General features: G+C 66.4%; 21 protein-coding genes. 13 read left to right on the forward strand and 8 right to left on the reverse strand.

What is annotated here, in order from left to right; translation table 11 throughout:
- Positions 1–114 precede the first annotated feature (114 nt).
- From ACODRZ_RS05880 to ACODRZ_RS05895, 4 genes are all read left to right on the forward strand, one after another.
- The gene (locus ACODRZ_RS05880) at positions 115–702 is read left to right on the forward strand and encodes a DUF308 domain-containing protein (protein ID WP_488969768.1); all 588 of its coding nucleotides are present in this window, start codon (positions 115–117) and stop codon (positions 700–702) included.
- Between the two features lie 114 nt (positions 703–816).
- The gene (locus tag ACODRZ_RS05885; protein ID WP_488969767.1) at positions 817–2,388 is read left to right on the forward strand and encodes a DUF1570 domain-containing protein; all 1,572 of its coding nucleotides are present in this window, start codon (positions 817–819) and stop codon (positions 2,386–2,388) included.
- Between the two features lie 67 nt (positions 2,389–2,455).
- Complete coding sequence (locus ACODRZ_RS05890; protein ID WP_488969766.1) at positions 2,456–2,854, forward strand: BlaI/MecI/CopY family transcriptional regulator; 399 nt, start codon at positions 2,456–2,458, stop codon at positions 2,852–2,854.
- Positions 2,851–4,650 (forward strand): M56 family metallopeptidase, encoded by a 1,800-nt coding sequence (locus ACODRZ_RS05895; protein WP_488969765.1) that lies wholly within the window; start codon positions 2,851–2,853, stop codon positions 4,648–4,650. Before ACODRZ_RS05890 ends, ACODRZ_RS05895 begins: the two co-directional genes overlap by 4 nt.
- Before the next feature lie 63 nt (positions 4,651–4,713).
- Here the strand turns inward: ACODRZ_RS05895 and ACODRZ_RS05900 are convergent, their stop codons facing one another.
- The 3 genes from ACODRZ_RS05900 to ypfJ all read right to left on the reverse strand — a co-directional run bounded on the left by ACODRZ_RS05900 (position 4,714) and on the right by ypfJ (position 7,153).
- Complete coding sequence (locus tag ACODRZ_RS05900; protein WP_488986172.1) at positions 4,714–5,442, reverse strand: hypothetical protein; 729 nt, start codon at positions 5,440–5,442, stop codon at positions 4,714–4,716.
- 83 nt (positions 5,443–5,525) lie between these two features.
- On the reverse strand, positions 5,526–6,197 hold the full coding sequence (locus ACODRZ_RS05905) for a hypothetical protein (protein ID WP_488969763.1): 672 nt from the start codon (positions 6,195–6,197) through the stop codon (positions 5,526–5,528).
- A gap of 80 nt (positions 6,198–6,277) precedes the next feature.
- Positions 6,278–7,153, reverse strand: coding sequence for a KPN_02809 family neutral zinc metallopeptidase (gene ypfJ, locus ACODRZ_RS05910; RefSeq protein ID WP_488969762.1), 876 nt, complete (start codon positions 7,151–7,153; stop codon positions 6,278–6,280).
- Between the two features lie 260 nt (positions 7,154–7,413).
- Here ypfJ and ACODRZ_RS05915 point away from each other — a divergent pair, with 260 nt between their 5' ends.
- From ACODRZ_RS05915 to ACODRZ_RS05930, 4 genes are all read left to right on the forward strand, one after another.
- Positions 7,414–8,907 carry a M28 family peptidase gene (locus tag ACODRZ_RS05915; RefSeq protein WP_488969761.1) on the forward strand — a complete coding sequence of 498 codons (1,494 nt, stop codon included), beginning with the start codon at positions 7,414–7,416 and terminating at the stop codon, positions 8,905–8,907.
- 115 nt (positions 8,908–9,022) lie between these two features.
- Positions 9,023–10,480 (forward strand): IMP dehydrogenase, encoded by a 1,458-nt coding sequence (gene guaB, locus ACODRZ_RS05920; RefSeq protein ID WP_488969760.1) that lies wholly within the window; start codon positions 9,023–9,025, stop codon positions 10,478–10,480.
- A gap of 39 nt (positions 10,481–10,519) precedes the next feature.
- Complete coding sequence (locus ACODRZ_RS05925; protein ID WP_488969759.1) at positions 10,520–11,686, forward strand: RsmB/NOP family class I SAM-dependent RNA methyltransferase; 1,167 nt, start codon at positions 10,520–10,522, stop codon at positions 11,684–11,686.
- Between the two features lie 13 nt (positions 11,687–11,699).
- The gene (locus tag ACODRZ_RS05930; protein ID WP_488969758.1) at positions 11,700–12,242 is read left to right on the forward strand and encodes a tetratricopeptide repeat protein; all 543 of its coding nucleotides are present in this window, start codon (positions 11,700–11,702) and stop codon (positions 12,240–12,242) included.
- Positions 12,243–12,294: 52 nt separating this feature from the next.
- On the opposite strand, the gene ACODRZ_RS05935 is transcribed toward ACODRZ_RS05930, so the two are convergent.
- On the reverse strand, positions 12,295–12,777 hold the full coding sequence (locus tag ACODRZ_RS05935) for an RNA pyrophosphohydrolase (protein WP_488969757.1): 483 nt from the start codon (positions 12,775–12,777) through the stop codon (positions 12,295–12,297).
- 254 nt (positions 12,778–13,031) lie between these two features.
- Here ACODRZ_RS05935 and ACODRZ_RS05940 point away from each other — a divergent pair, with 254 nt between their 5' ends.
- Genes ACODRZ_RS05940 through ACODRZ_RS05950 form a run of 3 tightly spaced genes read left to right on the forward strand, consistent with a single transcriptional unit; the run spans position 13,032 to position 17,064 of the window.
- Positions 13,032–15,008, forward strand: coding sequence for a 2-oxoacid:acceptor oxidoreductase subunit alpha (locus ACODRZ_RS05940; protein ID WP_488969756.1), 1,977 nt, complete (start codon positions 13,032–13,034; stop codon positions 15,006–15,008).
- A 23-nt stretch (positions 15,009–15,031) separates the two neighbouring features.
- Positions 15,032–16,045, forward strand: a complete 1,014-nt coding sequence (locus ACODRZ_RS05945) for a 2-oxoacid:ferredoxin oxidoreductase subunit beta (RefSeq protein ID WP_488969755.1) — start codon at positions 15,032–15,034, stop codon at positions 16,043–16,045.
- Between the two features lie 59 nt (positions 16,046–16,104).
- Positions 16,105–17,064, forward strand: a complete 960-nt coding sequence (locus ACODRZ_RS05950) for a metal-dependent hydrolase (RefSeq protein ID WP_488969754.1) — start codon at positions 16,105–16,107, stop codon at positions 17,062–17,064.
- On the opposite strand, the gene ACODRZ_RS05955 is transcribed toward ACODRZ_RS05950, so the two are convergent.
- The gene (locus ACODRZ_RS05955) at positions 17,036–17,656 is read right to left on the reverse strand and encodes a phosphatase PAP2 family protein (RefSeq protein ID WP_488969753.1); all 621 of its coding nucleotides are present in this window, start codon (positions 17,654–17,656) and stop codon (positions 17,036–17,038) included. The genes ACODRZ_RS05950 and ACODRZ_RS05955 overlap by 29 nt on opposite strands.
- A 135-nt stretch (positions 17,657–17,791) precedes the next feature.
- Between ACODRZ_RS05955 and ACODRZ_RS05960 the strand changes: the two genes are divergently transcribed.
- Together ACODRZ_RS05960 and ACODRZ_RS05965 are read left to right on the forward strand one after the other, a co-directional pair.
- Entirely contained in the window at positions 17,792–19,171 is a 1,380-nt protein-coding gene (locus tag ACODRZ_RS05960) for a cryptochrome/photolyase family protein (protein WP_488969752.1), read from the forward strand.
- Positions 19,172–19,340: 169 nt separating this feature from the next.
- Entirely contained in the window at positions 19,341–20,648 is a 1,308-nt protein-coding gene (locus tag ACODRZ_RS05965) for a class I SAM-dependent methyltransferase (RefSeq protein ID WP_488969751.1), read from the forward strand.
- 158 nt (positions 20,649–20,806) lie between these two features.
- On the opposite strand, the gene ACODRZ_RS05970 is transcribed toward ACODRZ_RS05965, so the two are convergent.
- From ACODRZ_RS05970 to purF, 3 genes are all read right to left on the reverse strand, one after another.
- Positions 20,807–21,145 (reverse strand): PilZ domain-containing protein, encoded by a 339-nt coding sequence (locus ACODRZ_RS05970; RefSeq protein WP_488969750.1) that lies wholly within the window; start codon positions 21,143–21,145, stop codon positions 20,807–20,809.
- A 78-nt stretch (positions 21,146–21,223) separates the two neighbouring features.
- Positions 21,224–21,934, reverse strand: a complete 711-nt coding sequence (locus ACODRZ_RS05975; RefSeq protein WP_488969749.1) for an SDR family NAD(P)-dependent oxidoreductase — start codon at positions 21,932–21,934, stop codon at positions 21,224–21,226.
- Positions 21,931–23,376 (reverse strand): amidophosphoribosyltransferase, encoded by a 1,446-nt coding sequence (purF, locus tag ACODRZ_RS05980; protein ID WP_488969748.1) that lies wholly within the window; start codon positions 23,374–23,376, stop codon positions 21,931–21,933. Before purF ends, ACODRZ_RS05975 begins: the two co-directional genes overlap by 4 nt.
- Positions 23,377–23,637: the final 261 nt, after the last annotated feature.

The raw sequence follows: 23,637 nt of genomic DNA on the forward strand, positions 1-23,637 counted from the left end.
GGGGATCAAGCAATTCCCCCTCCGTCAGCCCTGACGGGCTGACACCTCCCCGAGACAAGCTCGGGGAGGAACCGCGCGTCCTTCCGTGCATTGCAGCGGGTGAAAGGAACGCCCATGCAACCTACCCAGATCGACCCGCTCCTCGAACCCGCCGTGGAGCGCGACCCGCTGGTTCGCGAGATGGAGCGCGTGCCGGGAAGCACGTGGGGCTGGGTCATGGCCTACGGTGTGCTGCTGATCCTCGCCGCGCTGATCGTGTTGCTCAATCCGCTGGTGGCGGGTGTGGCGACCGGACTGATCCTCGGCGTCATCCTGATCGTCGCGGGCGTGGCGGCGATTGCGGCGGGCTGGACCTCGCTGTCGAGCCGGGCGCGATGGACGGAGATCCTGCTTGGTGCCCTGGCGCTGCTGGCGGGTATCTTCGCGGTTGCCGATCCGGTTGCGGGCGCGCTGTCGCTGGTCATCGCGATCGGGCTCTGGCTCGTCGTCTCGGGCAGTTTCCAGATCGCCTTCGCGCTCAAGGCCCGCCACGACAAGGGCTGGCGCCTGCTGCTGGGCGTACTCGACGTGGTGCTGGGCCTCGTGCTGCTGTTCTCCAGCCCCGCGACCGGCCTTGCGTTCCTCGCCATCATCGTCGCGATCAGCCTGACGGTGCGGGCGGTCTTCCTCATCCAGCTGGCTCTCGCGCTCAGGAACGCTTGACGGGCTCGCGATTTCAAATCTGTAACCCGCCGTGTTCACAAGGCGGTTGATCGTCGGATATCGCGACCATAGTCTTCCCCTTCATGGCGTCGGCGGGACGCCCGGGGGATCAGAATGCTACGTAAGTTCCGCAGTGTGGCGTCGGCCGTTGCTCTGGGTGCCAGCCTGTTTGCCGGCACGGCACATGCCGAATGGCTGGAGGCTCGGACTAAACATTTCGTAGTGGTCGGAGATATCAATGAGGGGGACTTGCGCAAGCGGGCGCTCAGGCTTGAGCAGTTCGACGCTGCGATGCGTTTTCTCTTCGGGGCGGAGGAGGGGGTTCCTGTCCGCCTCTATCTTCTGAACTCGATGACTGATCTGCAGCGGCTGGCCGGGAGCAATTCGGTGGCGGGCTTCTACTCTGCCAGCTCCCAGGAAGCGCACGCCTTCATGCCGATGAAGATCGTCAATTCCGCCCCCGGCTTCACGGCCGAACTGGTTCTGATGCACGAATATACGCATCACATGTTGATGGCGAACATGAACACCTATCTTCCGCGTTGGGCCAACGAGGGACTGGCGGAGATGTTCTCGACCGCGCGCCTGAACGACGATGGCTCAGTGACGATTGGTGCACCCAGTGTGAGGCAGTGGGACGTAAAGGCACTGCACCGCTGGAGCGTCGAGGATTTGCTGAGCAAGGACGCGAAGAAAGTCTCGAACAGTGAAGTTATCGAACGCTATTCGCGCGGCTGGGCCTTGTGCCACTATCTGTGGATGAGCGGCAAGCGGCCCGGTCAGTATATCGAATTCATCGACCTGCTCAACCAGAGCGGGGATCAGGTGAAGGCCGCGCGGCAAGCATTCGGCGACCTCGGCAAGCTGGACAGTGAGGTCGATGCCTATGTCAGCCGCAGCGCTTTTCCGGTCTCCCGTCTCTCCGCAAAGGACATCAAGCCGAGTACCGAGGTGACGATCCGGCGGCTAACGGCGGGCGAATCGGCGATGATCGTCAATCGCATGATCTCGGCGCGCGGCGTGGATGCCCGGCAGGCGACGGAATTGCTGGATCAGGCACGCCCGATCGCCGCGCGTTACCCCTCGGACGCGAGCGTGCAGGGCTGGTTCGCGGAAATGGCTTTCGATGCCGGCCGCGTCGACGAAGCTGACCAGGCCGCCGACCGGGCCTTGGCCGCCGACCCGAAAAGCCTTGCAGCGATGGTGTTCAAGGGGCGCGTGGTTGCGCGCAAGGCGCTCGACACGAAAGACCCCGCCGATTGGAAGCTGGCGCGGTCATGGTTCCTGCGCGCGAACCGGATCGATCCGAACGACGCTTACCCTTTCCAGCTGTTCTACGACAGCTTCGGCGCCGCAGGTCAGCGACCGAGCGAGAGCGCCATAACCGGGCTGTATCGCGCCGTCGTGCTGATGCCTCAGGATAGCGCCCTGCGCGTTCGCGCCAGCATGGAACTGCTGCGCGAGGGGGATATGGCGCGGGCGCGTGCGGTACTCGCCCCGGTCGCTTTCACGCCGGAAGGAACGGGCGTGAACCCGGCGATGCAAATGATCGAGGCGATGGATGCAGGCACGGGGAAGGACGGCCTGCTAGCCAAAGCCGGGGAACTGCATCTGGCTAACATCAACTCGTTGATACCGCCCAAGGAAGGCGGTGCCGACAAGGACAATACCGGGGACACCAACTGATGTAAGTCGCGATTGACATTCACCCGGTATTCATGTTTACAGACGTAGTCGATTACGTGTGTAGACGATGGAGGGAAGGGTGTCCGAGTCTCCCGAGCAACCGGAGCGTATCTCCGAAGCGGAGCATGCCGTCATGGAGGCGCTGTGGCAGCGTTCTCCGCTGACCGCGCAGGAAGTGTGCGAGGAAGTCTGCGGCCCGCGCGGCTGGAGCCTCGCCACGGTCAAGACGCTGCTGTCGCGCCTCGTCGCCAAGCAGGCGGTCGAGACCGAGCCTGACGGCAAGCGCTTCCTTTACTCGCCGCGCATCGCGCGTACAGTCTATGTCGGTGCCGAAAGCCGCCGCCTCGTGGACCGCCTGTTCGGCGGCCGCGCGGCGCCGCTTTTCGCGCATCTGGCACAGAGCGAACAGCTTTCCGAAGACGACATTGCCGAGATCGAGGCCCTGTTGAAGGAGCTGAAGTCATGATCGAGTGGCTTACCGATACGCTTCTGGCGACCGGCGCGCTGATGGCGCTGGTGCTGCTGGTCCGTCGACCCGTTGGGCGCTGGTTCGGTCCGGGTGCCGCTTATGCTCTTTGGGCGTTGCCGATGATCCGGCTGGTGCTGCCGCCGCTGGCCCTGCCGCGGGTCATGCCCCGGTTCATGGAGTACGGCCTGCTTTCCAATCTCCGCATCGGAGTGGAGCCGGTCACGGCATCGGCCGCCGGGATGCAGGTCGCCGCGGGTCCGGCCGAGACGGTCATGCTGCCTGCGGCCGCTCCCGTTGGGCAAGGCGCCGCTGCGTTGCCCGAAGTATTGACCGCCGCGCCGGCCGAGCCCGGGCTGCTGGCGCAAGTGCCGTGGATGACGGTTGCCCTGACGGTATGGCTCGGGGGTGCCGTGCTGTTTCTCGTATGGCGCACCGTTACGTATCGCTGGATGAGGCGGGATCTGCTCGATGGAGCGCGCGTCGTCGCCCGGTCCGCCACCGTGCGGATCCTCGAAACGCCCGCGATCACTGCGCCCCTCGCTTTCGGGGTGTTCGACAAGGTCGTCGCCCTGCCGCAAGGCTTTCTGGCCGAAGCAGATTCCGAAACCTCGGACTTCGCCATCGCGCATGAGATGGAGCACCACGCGGGCGGCGACCTTCTGGCGCTGATCGCGATGCAGCCGCTGTTTGCGCTGCACTGGTTCAACCCCATCGGCTGGGCGGGGTGGCGCGCCGTCAGGGCAGATCAGGAAGCGTTCTGCGACGCCCGCGTCATGGCCGGTCGTACCCGGGCCGAGCGTGCCAGCTATGGCCGCCTGATCGCCTCGATGGCAGGTGGTACGCGGCTGGGCCTCGCTGCGCCGATGGCCGGGCCGCTCTCGGGCGAGAAGCCGATCATCCAGCGCCTGAAGGCTCTGGCTGCCGCTGAAGTCAGCCCGACACGGCGGCTGCTCGCGCGCAGCCTCTTCGCGCTCGCGATCGTGGCGGTGCCCGCTACCGCGACGGTGAGCTATGCCGCGATGGACGAGGCGGAAGCGGATCCCGCGCCGGAGGCGGCCGCCGCTACGCACGCGCACGCGCAGCATTCGGCCATGCCGCGAATTCCGCAGCCCCCGGTGCCGCCTGCTGCTCCCGAGGCAATGGCGCAGGCCGATCTGCCCGAGCCGCCCGAAGCACCCGAACCGCCGGAACTGCCGGACATCGATATGGCGGACGCGGTCGTGCCGCCGGTACCGCCGGTTCCTCCCGCGCCTCCGGCCCCGCCGGCGGCACCCGCAGCGCTCGCTGCGCCGGCACCGCGCCCGATGCCGAACACCCGGATCACCATCAGCAAGACCGTTACGAACGAGCAGGCGCGTCAGATGCGTGACGCCCAGCGCAGTGCGGCTGATGCGCATCGCCGGGCGGCGGAAGCGCAGCGCAAGGCCGCCGAAGCCTGGGGGCATGCACCTAAGGTGGAGGAGACCGTGTCGCCGGACGGCAAGCGGCGCACCATCCGTATCGTGCGCAAGGACGGCGCTGTGGTTTCGGCCCGCACCATGGTGCTCGACGAGGATTGCCCCGCCGACAGCCGCCGCCGCGAGGCGCGTGCCGAAGGTAACGGATCGAGCGCGTCGGTGGTGATCTGCACCGGCGAGCCCAGGGCGGCGAAGCTGGCGGCGGTCAACGCGCTGCGCACTGCCCGCGCCTCGATCGCGGCGGATCGTGTGATGGACGCCAGGGTACGCGCCGAAATTCTGGCCGACCTCGATGGAGAGATCGCCGACGCCCACCGCGAGGCGAGCGCCAACTGAACGCGGGAAAGGGGTGGCTTCGAGGCAGGACGCCTGCACGCCACCTCCGTGGTTCAGTTGAGTTTATGCCGGGCACAGCCTTGCAGTGGTAATGTGCCAGCCCTGAGAGATACCCATGCCGCGATTGATCTGGCGCAGCGCATAGCTGCCGGTGAAGCGCTGGCGGCGGCCGTCGTCGAGTTCGGCGTCGACCGTGACCGGGACGGTGACGTAGAGCGACCCGGCGCCGCCCTCGACGTCCGACACCTTGCCGATGTCCACATGGACGCGGCGGGTATGGGCGTAGCCGTCGCCGAATGCCTGCAGGGTCTGGCCGCTCGCACCGCCGTCCGGACCCCATAAAGTCCATGCCGACGCATAGTCGCGCGCGTTGATCGCGGCATAGTAGCGCTCCACCATGTCGGCAGCGGCATCCTTGCCCACGGGATCGATGCCGCCGCATTCGGGCGTCTTCGCTGCATCCTCGCCTAGGATGGCGCAGCCGCGCGCCACTTCGTTGCGGATCATCGCGCAGGAGTTGGCCGCGTTGCACGGCGGGCGCGTCGCGGGGGACACGGCGATGCACTGCGCGACGAGTTTGCGCGCCGCTGCTTCGCCGATTTCGGAAGAGCAGGCGATCGGTCCGGCATCCGCTGCAGTGGAACCGGGAGCGCTCTGCGGCGCGGCCTGCGAGGGATCGCTGCGCGTCATCGTGGCAGGCTGCGACGCAGGTGTTTCGCTGCCACCTGTGGTCACAGGGTCGCTGCCGCATGCCGACAGCATCACCGCGAGCGCGCTGATGGCGGGAAGCATGCGTCTCATCGGGTGCATCGGCTGTCCTTCGATAAGGCTTCGTCGATCGGGCCGGATATGTGCGCCGCCAGTTCTTGAAGTCATCATTCCTTGGGGGAAGGCTGGCGGGCGTCGGGCTCGGTCTTGAAGGCGAGGTCCTTGTCGGACCTGGAATCCGACTTGGAGCCGGACTTCGACTTCTTCCTTGCGTCCTTCTCCTGTTCCATTGCCTTCAGCTCGTCCATGCGTGCCTGGACGACGCTGGCAGGGGCAGGAGAGGCGGGGTAGCGGCAACCCTTGGCGGAGCCGACGCCCTTGAGGAAGCCACGGCGGGTGAGGCCCGCCTGAATCGCCGCATTGACCTTGCGATCCTGCGCATTGGCGCCCGAAACCTCGCGGATAAGGCCGCGGAAGGGAATGAACGAGGCGACCACCCACTTGCCGACCCGCCCGGCGCTGATGCGGTCACGCTCCTCGGCCGGCAGATCGATGTCCGGTCCGAGCACTTCGTCGAGTTGCTGGATCGCGCCTGCGATCTGGCGACACTTGGCCAGGCCCTTCAATGAGTAAGGCTGCTCGGTCGCGGTGACGAGGAGTGGGGGGATTTCGCCGTCGCGCCCCACGTTGAGGTCGGTCATCGGGGTTTTCGCCACGTCCACCGCGTCTGGATCGCGCGAGGTGATCGGCTTGTCTTCCTGCCGCGCCGTCGCCGGGCCGGCGACCATGCATGTACTCAGGCTCGCAACTACGATCGCACCCAACCACTTGCGGCTCATATCCCTGTTCTCCTGTCCCCGGCGCGCCGTCGCCGGATTCGGCGCCCAAATCGCCGCCGAATCCGCTCACGCCTTTACTGTCATCCTGTTGACGAGAACGTGTCACAGGCATCCTCGTTCCCGGTATCGAGGCCGCGCTTGAGCCAGCGCATGCGCTCGGCGCTGGAACCATGGGTGAAGCTCTCGGGCGTCACCGCCTGCCCGGCGTTCTTCATCAGGGTGTCATCGCCGATGGCGCTGGCGGCGGTCAGGCCTTCTTCCATGTCGCCGGGCTCGATCCGGTCGCGGTTGCGGGCGGCCCAGACGCCCGCGTAGCAGTCCGCCTGCAGTTCCATCTTCACCTGCAGGGCGTTCTCCTGCCGGGGGTTCTGCTGCTGTGCCTGCCGTACCTGCCGGTCGAGGCCGGTGAGATGCTGGATATGGTGCCCGTACTCATGGGCCATCACGTAATAGCGCGCGAAATCGCCACGCGCGCCCAACTGCTTGTCCATCTGGTCGTAGAAGCTGACGTCGATGTAAATCCCCTGGTCGGCGGGGCAGTAGAACGGCCCCATCGCGCTGCTCGCCGCGCCGCAGCCGCTGGGCGTGCCGCCGGTGTAGAAGTGAAGTGTGGGCTGCTCGAACGCGACATTCGCCTGTCGGAACAGGGGCTGCCAGGTCTTGTCGAGCGAGGACAGCGCATTGCACGATTCGCGCGAGTAGGCGTTCTGCGTGCAGATTTCAGTCGCGCTGCGCGAACCGCCCGCCGGTTGCTGCGTAGTGGTCGGCGTCTGCTGCTGCACGCCCTCCAGGGTGCCGAGCATCTGGCCCGGGTCCACCCCGAAGACGAGCGCGCCGATCAGCACGATGATCAGGCCGCCGCAGCCCAGTTTGCCGCCACCGATGGGAAAGCCACCGCCGCGGCTGCCGCCTTCGGTGACCTTGATGTTATCGGGGTCGAAATCGTCCAGCCGCATGGGTGTCCTGTCCTCTTTTCGCCGTTGCCGGGCAGCGTCTCGCGTGCAGATCAATTCGCAGAACTCGGGGGTGTTCCGCAAGTCTCGCGAGTGTTGCGCGGCTGCGTCATTAGTGCGCGATGAATCGGGAAATGTTGCAACTGCACGCGATTGGAGGAAATTTTACAACCGTGCTCGAAAATGTGTCGTATAGGTGCAGCGCAATGAAGTCGGGCATTCGGGCAGTGGGACGCGCAGCAGGGAAAAGGGCGTGGAGGACCATGGGGTTCTTCGCGCTGTTTGCCGTAGGCATCCCGATCAGCGTCATCGCCGCCAGCGTCAGCCGCGCCGACCGCGAGATCGAGGATCGGCTGCGCGCCCATATCCAGATCCTCGCCAGTGACGATTTCGATGGTCGCGAACCCGGCACCGACGGCGAGGCGAAGACGCTGCGCTACCTTGCGAAGCAGTGGTTCGACATTGGCCTTGTCTCCGGCACCAACGATCCGGGCAACGAGTGGTTCGCGCCGGTCACCGTCATCGCCCACGAACCGTCGAGCGGCTCGGCCCGCTTCCTGCGCAAGGGCTACCGCGCCACGATCGCGCCGAGTGACGTGCTGGTCTTCACCTCGGGCAAGCGAGCGCTGGTCCGCAATGCGCCGCTGCTCTTCGTCGGCCGCGCGCGCAGCCAGGACTTCACGCGCAACGAACTGGCAGGCCGCATCGCCGTGGTGCTCGACGGCAACACCCCCGACAGCGCGCGCCAGAACGAGCTGCTGGCATTGGGCGCCTCGGCGGTGCTGACCGTGCTCGACGGTGAGCGCACGCTTGACGAGGTGGCGGCGCGCCGCCGCCGGTCGGGCTATGCGCTCTCGGACGAGGCGCTGGGCGGCGATCTCGAAGCCTTCATTGGTCGCGCCACGATGGAAACCCTGCTCAAGGGCACCGCGCATAGCTTCGACGATCTGGAGCAGGCGGCGGGTCAGGACGGCTTCGCGCCGATCGTGCTCGACGTCACCGCGTCGCTGGAGGCCAGCACCGACGAGACGACGATCCGCACCCACAACCTGATCGGCAAGCTGCCGGGGCGCAGCAAGCAGGCGGGCGCGGTGCTGTTCGTCGCCCATTGGGACCATTTCGGAGAATGCGGCGAGCCTCCTGCCGAGGATGTCATCTGCAATGGCGCGGTCGACAACGCCAGCGGCGTCGCAGCTCTGACGGAGGTGGCGCGGCGCCTGTCACGCAGCCCGCAGATGGACCGTGACGTCTATTTCCTCGCCACCACGGCGGAGGAACTGGGCCTGCTCGGCGCCCACGCCTTTGCGGACAGTCCGCCGCTGCCGCTGGAGAAGATCGTGGCGGCCTTCAACATCGATTCGATCGCCATTGCCCCTAGGAAGACGCCCTTCGCCATCGTCGGGCGGGGCATGACCGGGCTCGACAAGGACATCGCCAAGGTCGCCAAGGCGGAAGGCTTCAAGCTGCGTGAGAACAACGACGCCAACGAATATGTGAAGCGTCAGGACGGCTGGGCCTTGCTGCAGCACGACATTCCCGCCGTGATGGTCACGACAGCTTATGGCGATATCGAGCGGATGCGCGCCTTCTTCGATGGCGATTACCACCGGCCGAGCGACGATCTCTCGCACCCGATCGAACTGGGCGGGGCGAGTGACGACGTGAAGATGCTGACCGCGCTCGGGCGCTGGTTCGCCGATACGCGCAAGGTACCGGTCACGCCGATGACCGCGAGGCCGCCCGGGCCGGTGAAGTAGGCGCGCCTTTCTTACGGAGAAACGCGAAAAACATGGCATTCGCCCCCTAGCCCAAACCGCCCCCTTTGATTACATGGGCCGCCACGATTCTCCCTCGAAGCATTTGGTGGCGCACATGGATATCCAGCTCGGACTCACTTTCGACGACGTACTTCTGCGTCCCGCCAAGTCCGACATCGTGCCGACCCAGGCCGATACGCGCTCCATGCTGACCCGTACCATCGGGCTGAACATCCCGGTCATCTCGTCCGCGATGGACACCGTGACCGAGGCGCAGATGGCGATCGTCATGGCACAGATGGGCGGCATCGGCGTGCTGCACCGCAACCTCACCATCGAGGAGCAGGTCGCCGCCGTCCGCCAGGTCAAGCGTTTCGAAAGCGGCATGGTCGTCAACCCCATCACCATCAGCCCCGACGCCACGCTGGGCGAAGCGCAGGCGCTGATGACCGCGAACCGCATCAGCGGCATCCCCGTGGTCGAGGCTTCGGGCAAGCTAGTCGGCATCCTCACCAACCGCGACGTGCGCTTCGCCGACAACGCCGCGCAGCCGGTACGCGAACTGATGACTCACGAGAACCTCGCCACCGTGAAGGTCGGCGTCAACTCGGACGAGGCGCGCCGCCTGCTGCACGCCCGCCGCATCGAGAAGCTGCTCGTCGTCGATGACAGCTTCCACTGCGTCGGCCTCATCACCGTCAAGGACATCGAGAAGGCGGTCCTGTTCCCCGAGGCTACCAAGGACGAGGCGGGCCGCCTGCGCGTCGCCGCCGCCACCACCGTTGGCGACAAGGGCTTCGCCCGCACCGAGGCGCTGCTGGCGGCCGAGTGCGACGTCGTCGTCATCGACACCGCGCATGGCCACAACCGTGATGTCGCTCTGGCGGTCGAGCGCGTGAAGAAGCTGTCGAACTCGGCACAAGTCATCGCCGGCAACATCGCCACCGCCGAGGCCGCCAAGGCGCTGATCGACGCGGGCGCGGATTGTGTGAAGGTGGGCATCGGCCCCGGCTCGATCTGCACCACCCGCATCGTCGCGGGCGTCGGTGTGCCGCAGTTGACCGCCGTGATGGAAGCCGCCGAGGAAGCCGACAAGGCAGGCGTGCCGGTCATCGCCGACGGCGGCCTGCGCACTTCGGGCGACGCGGCCAAGGCGCTTGCCGCCGGCGCCTCGACCATCATGGTCGGCTCCATGCTCGCGGGCACCGAGGAAGCGCCGGGCGAGACGTTCCTGTACCAGGGCCGCGCCTACAAGTCGTATCGCGGCATGGGCTCGGTAGGCGCGATGGGTCGGGGCTCGGCCGACCGCTACTTCCAGGGCGACATCAAGGACCAGATGAAGCTGGTGCCTGAGGGCATCGAGGGTCAGGTCGCTTTCAAGGGCGCCGCCAAGGACGTCATCCACCAGCTCGTCGGCGGCATCAAGGCGGCGATGGGCTACACCGGTTCGCCGACGATCGACGCGCTGCGCAAGAATTCGAAGTTCATCCGCATCACCAACGCGGGCCTGCGCGAGAGCCACGTCCACGACGTGACGATCACCCGCGAGGCGCCGAACTATCCGACGCGCTGATATGGCATTCCTCCCCCGTCGGGGGAGGGGAGGACCGGCATGACCCCCGCAGCCCGTGTTCAGGCCGCCATCGACGTGCTGGATCTCGTCATCGACGCGGCGCGCTCTAACGGCGCGCCTGCCGATCGCCTGATCTCCGAGTGGTTCCGCGCCCGCCGCTGGGCCGGGAGCGGAGACCGCCGCGCGGTGCGTGAACTCGCCTACCGCGCCATCCGCGCCTGCGGTGAAATTCCCGCGACCGGCCGGGCCGCCATGCTGCGAGTCGCGGGCACCGATCCGCAGCTCGCGGCTCTGTTCGACGGATCGCGTCACGCACCTGCACCCATCGACGCCGCCGAACCCGTGGCCGAGGCCGGTGTCGCTCCGGCATGGCTGATGCAGCGTTTCGCCGACAGCGGCGTCGAGCACCCTGAAGCCCTGCTGGACCGCGCGCCGCTCGACATCCGCGTCAACACGCTGAAGTCCGGCAGCCTCGATCTGCCCGAAGGCGGCGGGAAGACTGTCGCCACGCACGGCTGGCGTTACCCTCCCGAGACGAAGATCGAGCAGTCGCGGGCCTATCTCGGCGGGATGATCGAGGTGCAGGACGCAGGCTCGCAACTCACCTGCGAGGTCGTGGCTGCGCGGCCGGGCGAGACGGTGATCGATCTGTGCGCCGGGGCAGGGGGCAAGACACTTGCGCTTGCCGCCGCGATGGAGAACGCCGGGCGGCTGATCGCCTGCGATGCAGACCGCGCGCGTCTCCAGCGCCTGCCGCCCCGTGCCGAGCGGGCCGGGGCGAGCGGCATCGAGACTTTGCTCCTCGACGCCAACCGCGAGATGCAGGCGCTGCAGCCGTTCGTCGGCGCGGCCGATGCGGTGCTGGTCGATGCGCCGTGTTCGGGCACCGGCACCTGGCGTCGCAATCCGGAAGCACGCTGGCGCCTGACCGACAAGCAACTGGACCGCTACGCCGCGATCCAGTCCCGCCTGCTCGACGTCGCGGCGACGCTGGTGAAGCCGGGCGGCAGGCTGGTCTTCGTCACTTGCTCGCTGCTTGACGGTGAGGGCGCAGATCAGGCCGAGGGCTTCCTCAGCCAGCACCCCGACTGGCGGGCCGAACTGCCTGTTCTGCCTGCAGGAACCCCGCGTGGCGCCGGTTTGCGCCTCTCCCCCTCGCACGACGGAACCGACGGGTTTTTCGTCGCGCGCTTCGTCAGGCTGTGATAGCGTCACGGTCATGATGAGGACGAAGACCTCGGCCAAGGACCTGCTGATGCGTTATACGCCCGTTGCTGCCGCTCTTTCCCTGCTAGTCGCCACGTCTTCCAGCGTCCTTCTGTCGCAACCGCCCGAGCAACTCGATCCGCGCGCCAGCGTCCTGCTGAACGAGGGGCGTGCCGCCGCCGAGGCGGGCGATCTCAATGGCGCGATCGATGCCTATGAATCGGCGCTGACGGTGGAGCCGGGCAGCGTGACCGTGCTGCTCTCGCTGGCAGATGCCACGCGCCGGCAGGGCATGCAGGGCAAGGCGCTGCACTACTACCGCGTCGCGCTTACCAGCGATCCGCGCAACGTCGCCGCGCTGGCGGGCGAGGGCATGGCCCTGGCCGAGAAGGGCGCGACGGAAAAGGCCAACCGCAACCTCGCGCGCCTGCAGACCCTGTGCGGTAAGGACTGCGCCGAGACGCGCACGCTGGCGAGCGTCATTGCCAAAGGGCCAGCGCCGCGCATGGTCACCGCCGATGCGGTAACGCCCAAGACGGCGGTTTCGGAAAACTGAGAGCAGTAGCAATACTTGGCGATGGGTGGGGACAACCGCAGGCTCGCGAATCTCAGATCAGCGCCTTGAACTCTTCAACGACAGCACGATAGACGCGCTTCTTGAAAGGCACGATGAGGTCCGGCAGCAGCGCCGCCTCGACCCATTTCCACTCGCAGAACTCGGCCGGGTGGTGCGCGTTTAGGTCGATGTCGCGGTCGTTCCCTTCGAAGCGGGCGAGGAACCAGTGCTGGCGCTGGCCGCGATACTTGCCCTTCCACAGCTTGCCGAGCAGTTCCGCCGGCAGGTCGTACAGCAGTTCCTCGCGCGTTTGCGCCAACAGCTTGACGTGCTTCGCGGTGACGCCGGTTTCTTCGTGCAGTTCGCGCAGCGCCGCTTCCTTGAGGTCCTCGCCATCGTCGACGCCGCCTTGCGGCATTTGCCACCAGTCACCCTCGCGCGTGTCGATCCTTTTGCCGACGAAGACCTTGCCGTCGGCGTTGACCAGCATGACACCCACGCAGGGACGATAGGGCAGGGACGAGAAGTCGTTCATCGAGGCACGCGAATCCGAATTGAAGGGGATGGGTTCTCTACGCGATTCGACAGGAAATGCACTTGCGTCCGACCCATGGTCTACAGGATGGCGGAAGGGCTCGCCCTTGACTAGCCCGCATTGAGGTCCACACTCTTCCCTATGGCAGCAAACGCCAAGTTTGTTCGCCCAAGAGAAAACTAATTTGTCATTGGGAACCTGAGTCCGCAGCCTCGGCGAAGAAACCGGCGCGGACCGGCAGCAGAGGATAGACCATGGCGACACTGGCCGGAGAGCACGATACCAATGCGTCCCTGACCCCCGCCGACCCGTCTTTGGCAGAGACGGTCGTCGTTCGTTTCGCAGGCGATTCGGGTGACGGGATGCAGTTGACCGGCGGCCAATTCACCCTTTCCACCGCGTTGGCGGGGAACGACCTTGCCACTTTCCCGGACTTTCCGGCGGAAATCCGCGCCCCGCAAGGTACATTGTTCGGTGTCTCGGCGTTCCAGATCAATTTCGGCTCGCAGGAGATCACCACGGCGGGCGATGCACCGGACGTCCTGGTGGCGATGAACCCGGCGGCGTTGAAAGTGAACGTCGGTGCGCTCAAGCCCGGCGGACTGGTGATCGCGGACAGCGGCGAATTCACCAGGCGCAACCTCGAGAAGGCGAAGTACGCCGAAAGCCCTCTGGAGGATGGCAGCCTCGCGAAATGGGACGTGCTGGCCTTCGACATCTCCGCGCTGACGCTGGAGGCGGTGAAGCCCTTCGGCCTCGGCAACAAGGAGGCGCTGCGCTGCAAGAACATGTGGACCCTGGGGCTGGCGCTGTGGATGTTCGACCGCGACCGCGCGCCGCTGATCGACTGGCTCCACGCCAAGTTCGCGAAGGCGCCGGTGCTGGCCGAGGCGAACATCGCCGCGCTCAATGCCGGGCACGCCTATGGCGAGACGGCGGAACTGTCCGGGCCGCTGCGCAAGCTGCACATCGATCCGGTGCCGACCGAGCCGGGCCTCTACCGCACGGTGACCGGGGCGGAGGCGATTTCGCTCGGGCTGGTGGCGGGGGCGCAACTGGCGGGGCTGGAGATGTTCTTCGGCGGCTACCCGATCACGCCCGCCTCGGCGGTGCTGCATCATCTGGTGAAGATGAAGGAGTTCGGCGTCACCACCTTCCAGGCCGAGGACGAGATCGCGGCGATCTGCGCGGCGATCGGGGCGTCCTATGCCGGGCACCTCGGCGTCACGTCCTCGTCCGGGCCGGGCATTGCGCTCAAGGGCGAGGCCATGGGGCTGGCGATCATGACCGAGCTGCCGCTGGTCATCGTCAATTCGCAGCGCGGCGGACCATCTACCGGCCTGCCGACCAAGACCGAGCAGTCCGATCTCTATCAGGCCGTCTACGGACGCAACGGCGATGCCCCACTGCCGGTGATCGCCGCGCGCTCGCCCGCCGATGCCTTCGAATGCGCCATCGAGGCGTGCCGCATCGCCACGCAGTTCATGACACCGGTGATCCTCCTGACCGACGGCTATATCGCCAACGCCTCCGAGCCGTGGAAGGTCCCCGATCCCGGTGGTTTCACCCCGTTTCCGGTGCAGTTCCTGACCGAGAACAACAATCCCGAGGGCCTGCCGGAATCCCGGCCCCTGCCGTTCCGACGCGATGCGCGCGGGGTGCGGCCGTGGATCAGGCCGGGTACGCCGGGGCTCATGCACCGCATCGGTGGCATCGAGAAGGCGGTCGATACCGGCAACATCGATTATGCCCCTGACGTCCATCAGGCCCAGACCGACGCTCGCAAGGCCAAGGTGGACGCCGTCGCGACCGCCGTACCGTCTCAGGAGGTGGCGCTGGGCGACAGGTCGGGCAAGCTGGCGGTCGTCGGCTGGGGCTCGACCTTCGGACCGATCCACCAGGCGGTGCGGCGGGCACGGCGCAAGGGGCTCGACGTCAGCCACATCCATGTCCGTCATGTCTGGCCGCTGCCGCAGAATCTCGGCGAACTGCTGGCCGGCTTCGAGCAGGTCGTGGTGCCGGAGATGAATACCGGGCAGTTCAAGACGGTCCTGCGCGACCATTTCCTGATCAACGCCGTGCCGCTCTCCAAGACGAGCGGCCAGCCGTTTGCGATTGCCGAGATCGAGGCTGCGATCGCCACGTTCTTCGACGCCATACCCGGCAACGAAGGGGGCGAGATCCCGGTCAACGAAACCCAGCTTCCCGCACCTGAAATCGAACAACCTTAATTGGTTATGGCGGAGACTTCATCATGAATGACATGACCCCGATCCAGACCACGCTGAAGGACTGGGAAACCGACCAGGAAGTACGCTGGTGCCCCGGCTGCGGCGACTATGCGATCCTGAAGGCGGTACAGCGCACCTTGCCGATGATCGGCGCCGATCCGAAGAATACGGTGTTCGTCTCGGGCATCGGCTGCTCCAGCCGTTTTCCCTATTACGTCGAAAGCTATGGCTTCCACACGATCCACGGCCGCGCCCCGGCGGTTGCGACGGGGATCAAGCTGGCCAATCCCGAACTCGACGTGTGGATCGTCACCGGCGACGGGGACGGGATGTCGATTGGCGGCAATCACACGATGCATGTCCTGCGCCGTAATCTCGATTGCCAGATCCTGCTGTTCAACAACGAGATCTACGGGCTGACCAAAGGGCAATACTCGCCCACGAGCCGGATCGGCACGCCATCGCCGACTTCGCCGATCGGCTCGGTGGACCGCCCGGCCAGCCCCTGCGCCTTCGCTCTGGGAGCAGGCGCGCGGTTCGTGGCGCGCGGCTACGACGTGTCGAAGGACCTGCCCGAAGTGCTCAAGGCCGCCTATGCGCACAAGGGCGCGGCTTTCTTGGAGATCTTCCAGAACTGCATCGTCTACAACAAGGACCGCTTCGACGACTTCACCGCCAAGGCCGTCGCCGCGGACATGCAGATCGTCTGCCAGGATGGTGAACCTTTGTTGTTTTCGAAAGAAACCAAGGGATTGTCTCTCGATCTTGATACGCTTTCGCTGAAGGTCGTCGAGGTGGCAGATGGCGATTGGCGGGCGGCCGGGGTCGCCGTTCACAACGTGCGCAACCGGGGCCTCGCGCATATGCTGGTGGAGATGCCGTTCGGTCCTTTCCCGATGGCGCTTGGGGTGATCTACAACGATCCCGCACCGACTTTCGAAAGCGCCGTTGTCGCCGAGCGGGCGAGCCTGACGGAAGGCAGGAGCGCGGATCTGGCGAAGCTGCTGGGCAAGGGGCAGACCTGGACGGTGAGTTGACGTCTTGCAATGCCGCATTGCAATCCCGATAAGGTTTGCGATGCAACTATCTGCCATGCATGGATAACCTGACTCACAGCCTGATTGGCTGGACGCTCGCCGAGACGGGTCTCAAGCACCGCACGCGCAAGGGGCTGGCCGCCTGCGTGCTCGCCGCGAACATGCCGGACATCGACGTTTTCTTCGGCTGGGCTCCCTGGGCGCCGCTGGCGATGCATCGGGGGTTCACGCATGGCATCGTCGGCGGCGTGTTGCTGATGCCGCCGCTGCTGGCGGGGCTGCTGTGGCTGCTCGACCGATGGCAAAGGACGCGCGGGGCGCGGTTTCGCAGTGGGTTGCCGATGCGGTTCGGCTGGCTTCTGGCGCTGTCCTATCTTGGCGCGCTGACCCATCCGCTGCTCGACCTGCAGAACGTCTATGCCGTGCAGCTTCTCTCGCCGACCAGCGAGCGGTGGTTCCATACCGATAGCCTGTTCATCGTGTCCCCCTGGCTGCTGGCGATCATGGGCACAGGGCTTTGGCTGGCACGTCGCCGCAGATCCGGCAGACCGGCGATCGCGGCGCTGGGCGGGGTGATCGGCTTTATCGCCCTTAACATCGGCATATCCGCGCTGGCGTGGGATGCCCCCCGTCAGCAGGATTCAGCCTTTCGCCCCGACCGCATTTTCGCCTCCCCCGAGCCGCTGCTGTTCTGGCGGCGCGACATGATCTGGCGGCAGGACGGGCGTATTTCCTACGGGAGCTACGATCCCCTGCGCAGCCTGTCCGGGCTGGTTTCCTCCCAGCCCTCGGTGCCGGACAGCATGGCCGACCCGCTGGCGCTGAAAGCCGCCACAGCCACGCCGGAAGTGGTCAAGTTCCTCGCATGGGCGCAACTGCCCATGGCTCGGATGGAGCGGCAGGCCTGCAGCGCCGTGGTGACATTCGGCGACGCGCGCTTCACCGGGCCGCGTCTCAGCCGCAACTTCAATGTTTCGGCGCGCGTTCCGGTCACGGCTCCGGGCTGTCCGTCCCGCTGATCGCCTCGGCTGCCAATGCAGCGGGACGCTGGAACAGGGCGCAGGCAAGGAAGGCCCAGCCGGCACCGCCGAGCCATCCCGCGATGACGTCGCTCGGCCAGTGGACGCCCAGCCACACCCGGCTCCATGCGATCGCAAGGCTCCCCCCGATCGCCGTGCTCACCAGCGTGCGGCGGACCGCGGGACGGCTGCTCATAGCGGCAAAGGCCAGCGCCATCGCGATGTAGACCACCGCGGCGTTGAAGCTGTGGCCGCTCGGGAAGCTGTTGCCACCCGCTTCGGTGAGATGCGGGACGATCCCGGGCCTTGCGCGGCCGACGAGGGCCTTGAGAGCGCTGTTGACCAGCCAGCCGCTCATGACGGTCAGCGCGAAGAACAGGGCCTCTCGCCGCCGTCGCAGGAACAGCAGCGCGATCATCGCCGCGATGGCGAAGAAGTTGCGCAGGAGCACCCCGCCCAGCGCCGTGACGTCGCGCACGGCCTCCAGCAGTGCGGGCGATCCCCATGGGCGCAGAGTGGCATCGCGCCAGAAAAGCAGCCCCGTGCTGTCGAGTGCGTCGGCATATCCGCCGTGCACGGCCAGGGCGACCACAGCAACACCTGACCAGCACACAGCGGCACATAACATCGCCAGACGGGGCGCAAGAAGAGGCACGAGATGGGGGGAGTGCGTCGGAGCCGTCATCGCGCTAGGGAACGCCGCTTGCCGAAGGACGTTGCCCCGCTCATGAGTTCTCCTGTCATCGTCTGGCTGCGGCGCGACCTGCGCCTGTCCGACCAACCTGCCATCGCCGAAGCCGCGCGCAAAGGCCCCGTGATCCCCGTCTACGTCTGCGACGACGAGACGCCGAAGCATCGCGCCATGGGTGCGGCCTCTCGCTGGTGGCTGCACCATTCGCTCGAGAGCCTCGACGCGGCCCTGCGCGACAAGGGATCACGCCTGATCCTTCGGCGCGGGAAAAGCGACGAGGTGCTGGCGCAGCTGGCCGAGGAGACCGGCGCGCGTGAAGTCCATGCCCTGCATCACTACGAACCGTGGTGGCGCAATGCCGAGAAGGCAGTCAGCAAGACGGGTGGCAAAGTGCTGACGCTGTGCCTCCATCACGGCAACTACCTTGCCCCGCCGGGCTCGGTTACGACGGGGACGGGTGGGCTCTACAAGATCTACACGCCGTTCTGGCGGGCGCTGCGCGAACGCATGCCGCCTCATCACCCCGAGCGACGACCGCAGGCAATTCCTGCGCCGACGAAGTGGCCGACGTCCGATTCGCTGGCCGACTGGAACCTGCTGCCCACGAGACCCGACTGGGCAGGCGGCATGCGCGCCACCTGGAAGCCCGGCGAGGAGGGCGCCCGAAAGCGCCTGCATACTTTCGTCGAGGAAGCCGCCGCATATGAGAGGCAGCGCAACCTGCCGGGCGTCGAGGGAACCTCGATGCTTTCGCCGCACCTGCACTTCGGCGAGGTGTCCCCGGCGCAGGTCTGGCACGCAGTGGAGGGAGCGGGCGGTTCGGTCGGCACGTTCCTGGGCGAACTGGGCTGGCGCGACTATGCGCAGAACGTGATCCTGCAGTACCCGGACTATGGCAGCCGCTATGCGCGCGACCCCTTCGGTGATTTTCCGTGGCGGCGCAGCACGCGCGACCTCGCGGCGTGGCAGCAGGGGCGCACCGGCTATCCCATCGTCGATGCCGGGATGCGCCAGTTGTGGCACACGGGCTGGATGCACAACCGCGTGCGGATGATCGCGGCAAGCTTCCTCGTAAAACATCTCCTCATCGACTGGCGCGAAGGTGAGCAGTGGTTCTGGGACACGCTGGTCGATGCCGACTATGGCAACAACGCGATCAACTGGCAGTGGACGGCGGGCTCGGGCGTGGACGCCAACATGTTCGTGCGGATCATGGCGCCATTGACGCAATCGGATAAGTTCGATGCCGCAGCCTATATCCGCGAATGGGTGCCGGAACTGGCTGACCTGTCGGGTGCGGACATCCACGATCCGCCTGCAGGCAAGCGGCCAAAGGGCTATCCGGACAGGCTGATCGAGCACCGCGACGCGCGCGAGCGGGCGCTTTCGGCGTGGCAGCAGGCAAAGGGTGGGTAGAGAGACGTCGGCCCGGGACCTGATCCGGGAGCGGTGGCCGTTTGTACGGATGGGGCGAGGCGAGGCCCTTGCCTGAAGGCCGGTGCAGGTCCCGGACGACGACCTCGGGCAATCGGCTCCACATCCTGAGCAATTGCCCAAGCGCAAAATCGAGTCCATCATCGCGCCCATGAACGCACAGGCGCCGGGCAGAGGTGGGGAACTTGTGGGGGGAGGACGCGCGATCGGCGTCGGCTCCCAGTTGCTCGCACGGCTGTGGTCGGGCGGGGTGCACCGGATCCTCGACCGTATCGACCGGGGGCTGGAGCGCGGCTCGATCATGGCGACGCTGCCCGGCGGAGAGACCCGGTTGCTCGGCGGCCGCCAGCCCGGCTTCGACGCCGTGGTGGAGATCACCAGCTGGCGCGCGCTGCTGCGGCTGGCGACGGCGGGCTCGGTCGGCTGGTATCAGGCCTGGGACCTCGGCGAGTGGGACAGCCCGGACCCGGTGCCGCTCTTCGCGCTGTTCATGGACAACGCCATGGCGCTGGGCGACACCGGCCGCGCGCATGGCCCGTGGCGGCTGCTGACCCGCGCGATCCACGCGCTGCATCGCAATACGCGCAAGGGTTCGCTCAAGAACATCCACGCGCACTACGACCTCGGGAACGACTTCTACGGGCAGTGGCTGGGAGAGACGATGCTCTATTCGAGCGCGCTCTATTCCGAGGTCGCTTCCGGGCCGAACCCCTATGCGCAGTTCGTGACCGAGCTTGACGTCGCGCAGTCGGCCAAGGCAGGCGCCATCGTCGAGAGGCTGGAGCTGGAACCGGGCGACCGCGTGCTGGAGATCGGCTGCGGCTGGGGCACGCTTGCGGCCTTTGTCGCCAGCCATGCCGAGGTGCACGTCGATGCGATCAGCCTCTCTGACCAGCAGCTAGTCTATGCGCGCGAGCGCTGGACTTTCGAGCGCAGCGACGGGCGCGGCAGCGTCGATTTCCGCAAGCAGGACTATCGCGACGTCTCCGGCCAGTACGACGCGATCATGTCCGTGGAGATGGTCGAGGCGGTGGGTCAGGCCTACTGGCCGGATTTCCTCGACTGCATCGCGCGTAACCTGAAGCCGGGCGGTCTGGCGGCGCTGCAGCTGATCTCGATGCCCGATGCGATCTTCGACGGCTATGCCCGCAGCGCCGATTTCATCCAGACCTTCATCTTCCCCGGCGGCATGCTGATTCGCGAAAGCGAGTTCCGCGCGCTGGCCGAGGAGCGGGGGCTCGCCTGGGAGGATCGCGTCGGTTTCGGGGCGGACTATGCACGGACCTTGCGCGAATGGCGGGCGAACTTCGACCTCGCGGTGGAGGAAGGGCGTTTGCCCTCGGGTTTCGACGAGCGATTCGTGCGGCTCTGGCGGTTTTATCTGATGTATTGCGAGGGCGGGTTCCTCGGCGGCGGGATCGATGTGGCGCAAGTGACGCTGGTGAAGACGCTCGATTGAGAACCGATCGTCGAGATCAAAAGCCCGTCATCCCAGCGAAGGCTGGGACCGCTATGACCATGATGCGTCTCATTGAAAGGGCGCTGCCGATTTCAGCGGAGCCTCGACGAAATCTCGTGATGCGCCGAGAGCGATCCCAGCCTTCGCTGGGATGACGGTTAGCGCCGGTCGCGGTTCCAGCGCGTCATGACCGCATCCAGTTCGTGCGGCTCCAGCAACTGCTCGAAGGCGCAGCCGACCAGCCCGTTGTCCCACCACACCACTTTTGCGGGAAGCGCCTCTTCCCGGCCGGGCAGCGTCAGCCAGCACATCGTGCGCGGCGCGATATGGCTCATGGCCGTGGCCGAAAAGCCGGAAAGCGAAAGGTCGCGCACCGCAGTCTGGAAGCTCTTGGAGCCGGAGGGGCGCAGCGTGGCAGGGATCGAAATGCGGCTGCGATGGGCGCTGCGATCTTCCTGCGCGGCGGCGGCGTAGCGTTCCTGCTGGGTGTGATCCATGGGCGACCTCGCGCAAATTACGACGTGTCTACAACGCCATTCTTGCGTGAGGTGTCCCAGTTTGGGGTTACGATCCGGTTATTGCGGCTGGTTAACGGTTTCCCGGTGGCCCGTCGCGAAAGCCTCGCCCAGCAGTGCCGTGAGGCGATCCGCCACGACTTCGGGCGGCTTGACCGAGGCCGGAGCCTCGCCCGGATAGGCCCGTGCGCGCATGGCGGTGCGGGTGGCGCCGGGGTTGACGATGGCGACGCGGATGTTCGAGGTCCTGGCGGTTTCCTGCGCGTAGCAGTCCAGCAGCACCTCGAACGCGGCCTTGGTGGCGCCGTAGGCCCCCCAGTAGGCGCGCGGCGCCTGCGCGACAGTGGTGGTCAGGCCGACCACGCGCGCGTTCGGGCTCTTCTTCAGCAGCGGATCGAAGTTGGCGATCAGCGCCTGCGTCGAGAGGACATTGGTGGTCAGCGCCTTGTTGAAGGCGCGCTGGTCGATGTCGGCGACGCTGGTGAGTTCGGGCAGGATCGCGGCGTTGATCATCAGCATGTCGAGCCGGCCCCAGCGGTCCTGTATGGCGCTGGCAAGACGGGCGATGCCGTCGGGCTCGACGAGGTCGACGGGGGCGATCGTCGCCGATCCGCCTGCCTCGTAGATGCGCTCCTCGACGCGCTCTAGCGCCTTGGTGTCGCGCCCGGTCAGGACGACGTGCGCGCCCTCGGCCGCCAGCGCGACGGCGGTGGCTTCGCCGATGCCCCGGCTGGCGCCGGTGACGAGTGCGACCTGGTCCTTGAAGGTCACGCCGCGTCGAGTTCCGGGAAGCGGTCCGAGAAGTCGGTCAGCTTGGTCGGGTATTCGCCCGAGAAACAGGCATCGCAGAACTGCGGGCACTTCTTGTTGCGCTCGGTTTCGCCGACCGCGCGGTAGAGACCGTCGATCGAGACGAAGGCGAGGCTGTCGGCCTTGATGAAGTCGGCCATGGCCTCGGTGTCCATCGTCGCGGCGAGCAGCTTGGAGCGTTCGGGCGTATCGACGCCGTAGAAGCACGAGTGCTCGGTCGGCGGGCTGGCGATGCGCATGTGCACTTCGGCAGCGCCCGCGTCGCGCATCATCTCGACGATCTTCTTCGACGTCGTGCCGCGCACGATCGAATCGTCGATGAGAATGATACGCTTGCCTTCGACGACGGCGCGGTTGGCGTTGTGCTTGCGCTTCACGTCGGCGTGGCGGGCGGCGTCACCGGGCTGGATGAAGGTGCGGCCCACGTAGTGCGAGCGGATGATGCCCAGTTCGAACGGGATGCCCGATTCCTGCGCATAGCCGATCGCGGCGGGGACGCCGCTGTCGGGCACCGGGATCACCACGTCGGCGTCGGCGAAGGATTCCTTGGCCAGTTCGACGCCGATCTGCTTGCGCACCTGGTAGACCGAGAGGCCGTCCATCACCGAATCGGGGCGCGAGAAGTAGACGTGCTCGAAGATGCACGGGCGCGGGGCCGGGTTGCCGAAGGGGCGGTGGCTGGAGATGATGCCCTTGTGATCGACCTGCACCATCTCGCCCGGCTCGATCGAGCGGATGAACTCGGCGCCGACGATGTCGAGCGCGACGGTTTCGGAGGCGAAGACGATGGCGTCGCCGATACGGCCCATCACCAGCGGGCGGATGCCCAGCGGATCGCGGCAGGCGATCATGCCGTCGTTGTTCATGCAGATCAGCGAGTAGGCGCCTTCCACCATGCGCAGGGCATCGACGAAGCGGTCGAGCAGCGTGGGATAGCGGCTGGTGGCGACGAGGTGGATGATCACCTCGGTGTCGGAGGTCGACTGGAAGATCGAGCCCTTGGAAACGAGATCGCGCTTGAGCGTCATCGCGTTCGAGATGTTGCCGTTGTGGGCGATCGAGAAGCCGCCGTCGGCAAGGTCCGCGAACAGCGGCTGGACGTTGCGCAGGCCCGAGCCGCCGGTGGTGGCGTAGCGCACGTGGCCCGAGGCCATCGAGCCGGGCAGGGTGTCCACTTCCTTCTGGCGGAACACCTGAGCCACATGGCCGATGCCGCGGTGCGAGTGGAACTCCGCGCCGGAGAAGCTGGTGATGCCCACCGCCTCCTGCCCGCGATGCTGGAGCGAATGGAGTCCTGCTGCAGTGATGGCCGCAGCTTCCTTAGCCCCGATAACGCCGAAAATCCCGCACTCTTCGCGCAGTTTGTCCCCGTCGGCATCAAGGAAGGGGTGAGTCATGTTCATGGTGTTTTTCCAGCCCGCCTGGCGCGTCTCAACGCGACGCGCATTTGGCTGCGATCGCGTCGAAAAGCAAGGGGGAAGGGACAGGCCGTTGAGGGCGGTGGTTCCTGCGCCCGTTTGGTGACGGGAAGATGACGGGTGGGGGTGGGAAGTTGCTGTTTCAGAAACGGACCGTCATCCCAGCGAAGGCTGGGACCGTTGTGACCATGATGTGCCCTGTCGGCAGGGCAGTGCGAACTTCATCCCGGCCTCGCCGAGAAGCAG

This window comes from Novosphingobium sp. FG90 (genome assembly GCF_057808725.1).

What these genes read in the sequence shown, in the direction of transcription:
- ACODRZ_RS05950 (WP_488969754.1), top strand. Translation starts at nt 16,105, where the DNA reads ATGGATAACCTGACTCACAGCCTGATTGGCTGGACGCTCGCCGAGACG.
- ACODRZ_RS05965 (WP_488969751.1), top strand. Translation starts at nt 19,341, where the DNA reads ATGAACGCACAGGCGCCGGGCAGAGGTGGGGAACTTGTGGGGGGAGGA.
- ACODRZ_RS05915 (WP_488969761.1), top strand. Translation starts at nt 7,414, where the DNA reads ATGGGGTTCTTCGCGCTGTTTGCCGTAGGCATCCCGATCAGCGTCATC.
- ACODRZ_RS05880 (WP_488969768.1), top strand. Translation starts at nt 115, where the DNA reads ATGCAACCTACCCAGATCGACCCGCTCCTCGAACCCGCCGTGGAGCGC.
- purF (WP_488969748.1), bottom strand. Translation starts at nt 23,376, where the DNA reads ATGAACATGACTCACCCCTTCCTTGATGCCGACGGGGACAAACTGCGC.
- ACODRZ_RS05970 (WP_488969750.1), bottom strand. Translation starts at nt 21,145, where the DNA reads ATGGATCACACCCAGCAGGAACGCTACGCCGCCGCCGCGCAGGAAGAT.
- ACODRZ_RS05960 (WP_488969752.1), top strand. Translation starts at nt 17,792, where the DNA reads ATGAGTTCTCCTGTCATCGTCTGGCTGCGGCGCGACCTGCGCCTGTCC.
- ACODRZ_RS05940 (WP_488969756.1), top strand. Translation starts at nt 13,032, where the DNA reads ATGGCGACACTGGCCGGAGAGCACGATACCAATGCGTCCCTGACCCCC.
- ACODRZ_RS05945 (WP_488969755.1), top strand. Translation starts at nt 15,032, where the DNA reads ATGAATGACATGACCCCGATCCAGACCACGCTGAAGGACTGGGAAACC.
- ACODRZ_RS05885 (WP_488969767.1), top strand. Translation starts at nt 817, where the DNA reads ATGCTACGTAAGTTCCGCAGTGTGGCGTCGGCCGTTGCTCTGGGTGCC.
- ACODRZ_RS05895 (WP_488969765.1), top strand. Translation starts at nt 2,851, where the DNA reads ATGATCGAGTGGCTTACCGATACGCTTCTGGCGACCGGCGCGCTGATG.
- ACODRZ_RS05925 (WP_488969759.1), top strand. Translation starts at nt 10,520, where the DNA reads ATGACCCCCGCAGCCCGTGTTCAGGCCGCCATCGACGTGCTGGATCTC.
- ACODRZ_RS05900 (WP_488986172.1), bottom strand. Translation starts at nt 5,442, where the DNA reads ATGCTTCCCGCCATCAGCGCGCTCGCGGTGATGCTGTCGGCATGCGGC.
- ACODRZ_RS05930 (WP_488969758.1), top strand. Translation starts at nt 11,700, where the DNA reads ATGATGAGGACGAAGACCTCGGCCAAGGACCTGCTGATGCGTTATACG.
- ACODRZ_RS05890 (WP_488969766.1), top strand. Translation starts at nt 2,456, where the DNA reads ATGGAGGGAAGGGTGTCCGAGTCTCCCGAGCAACCGGAGCGTATCTCC.
- ACODRZ_RS05935 (WP_488969757.1), bottom strand. Translation starts at nt 12,777, where the DNA reads ATGAACGACTTCTCGTCCCTGCCCTATCGTCCCTGCGTGGGTGTCATG.
- ypfJ (WP_488969762.1), bottom strand. Translation starts at nt 7,153, where the DNA reads ATGCGGCTGGACGATTTCGACCCCGATAACATCAAGGTCACCGAAGGC.
- guaB (WP_488969760.1), top strand. Translation starts at nt 9,023, where the DNA reads ATGGATATCCAGCTCGGACTCACTTTCGACGACGTACTTCTGCGTCCC.
- ACODRZ_RS05905 (WP_488969763.1), bottom strand. Translation starts at nt 6,197, where the DNA reads ATGAGCCGCAAGTGGTTGGGTGCGATCGTAGTTGCGAGCCTGAGTACA.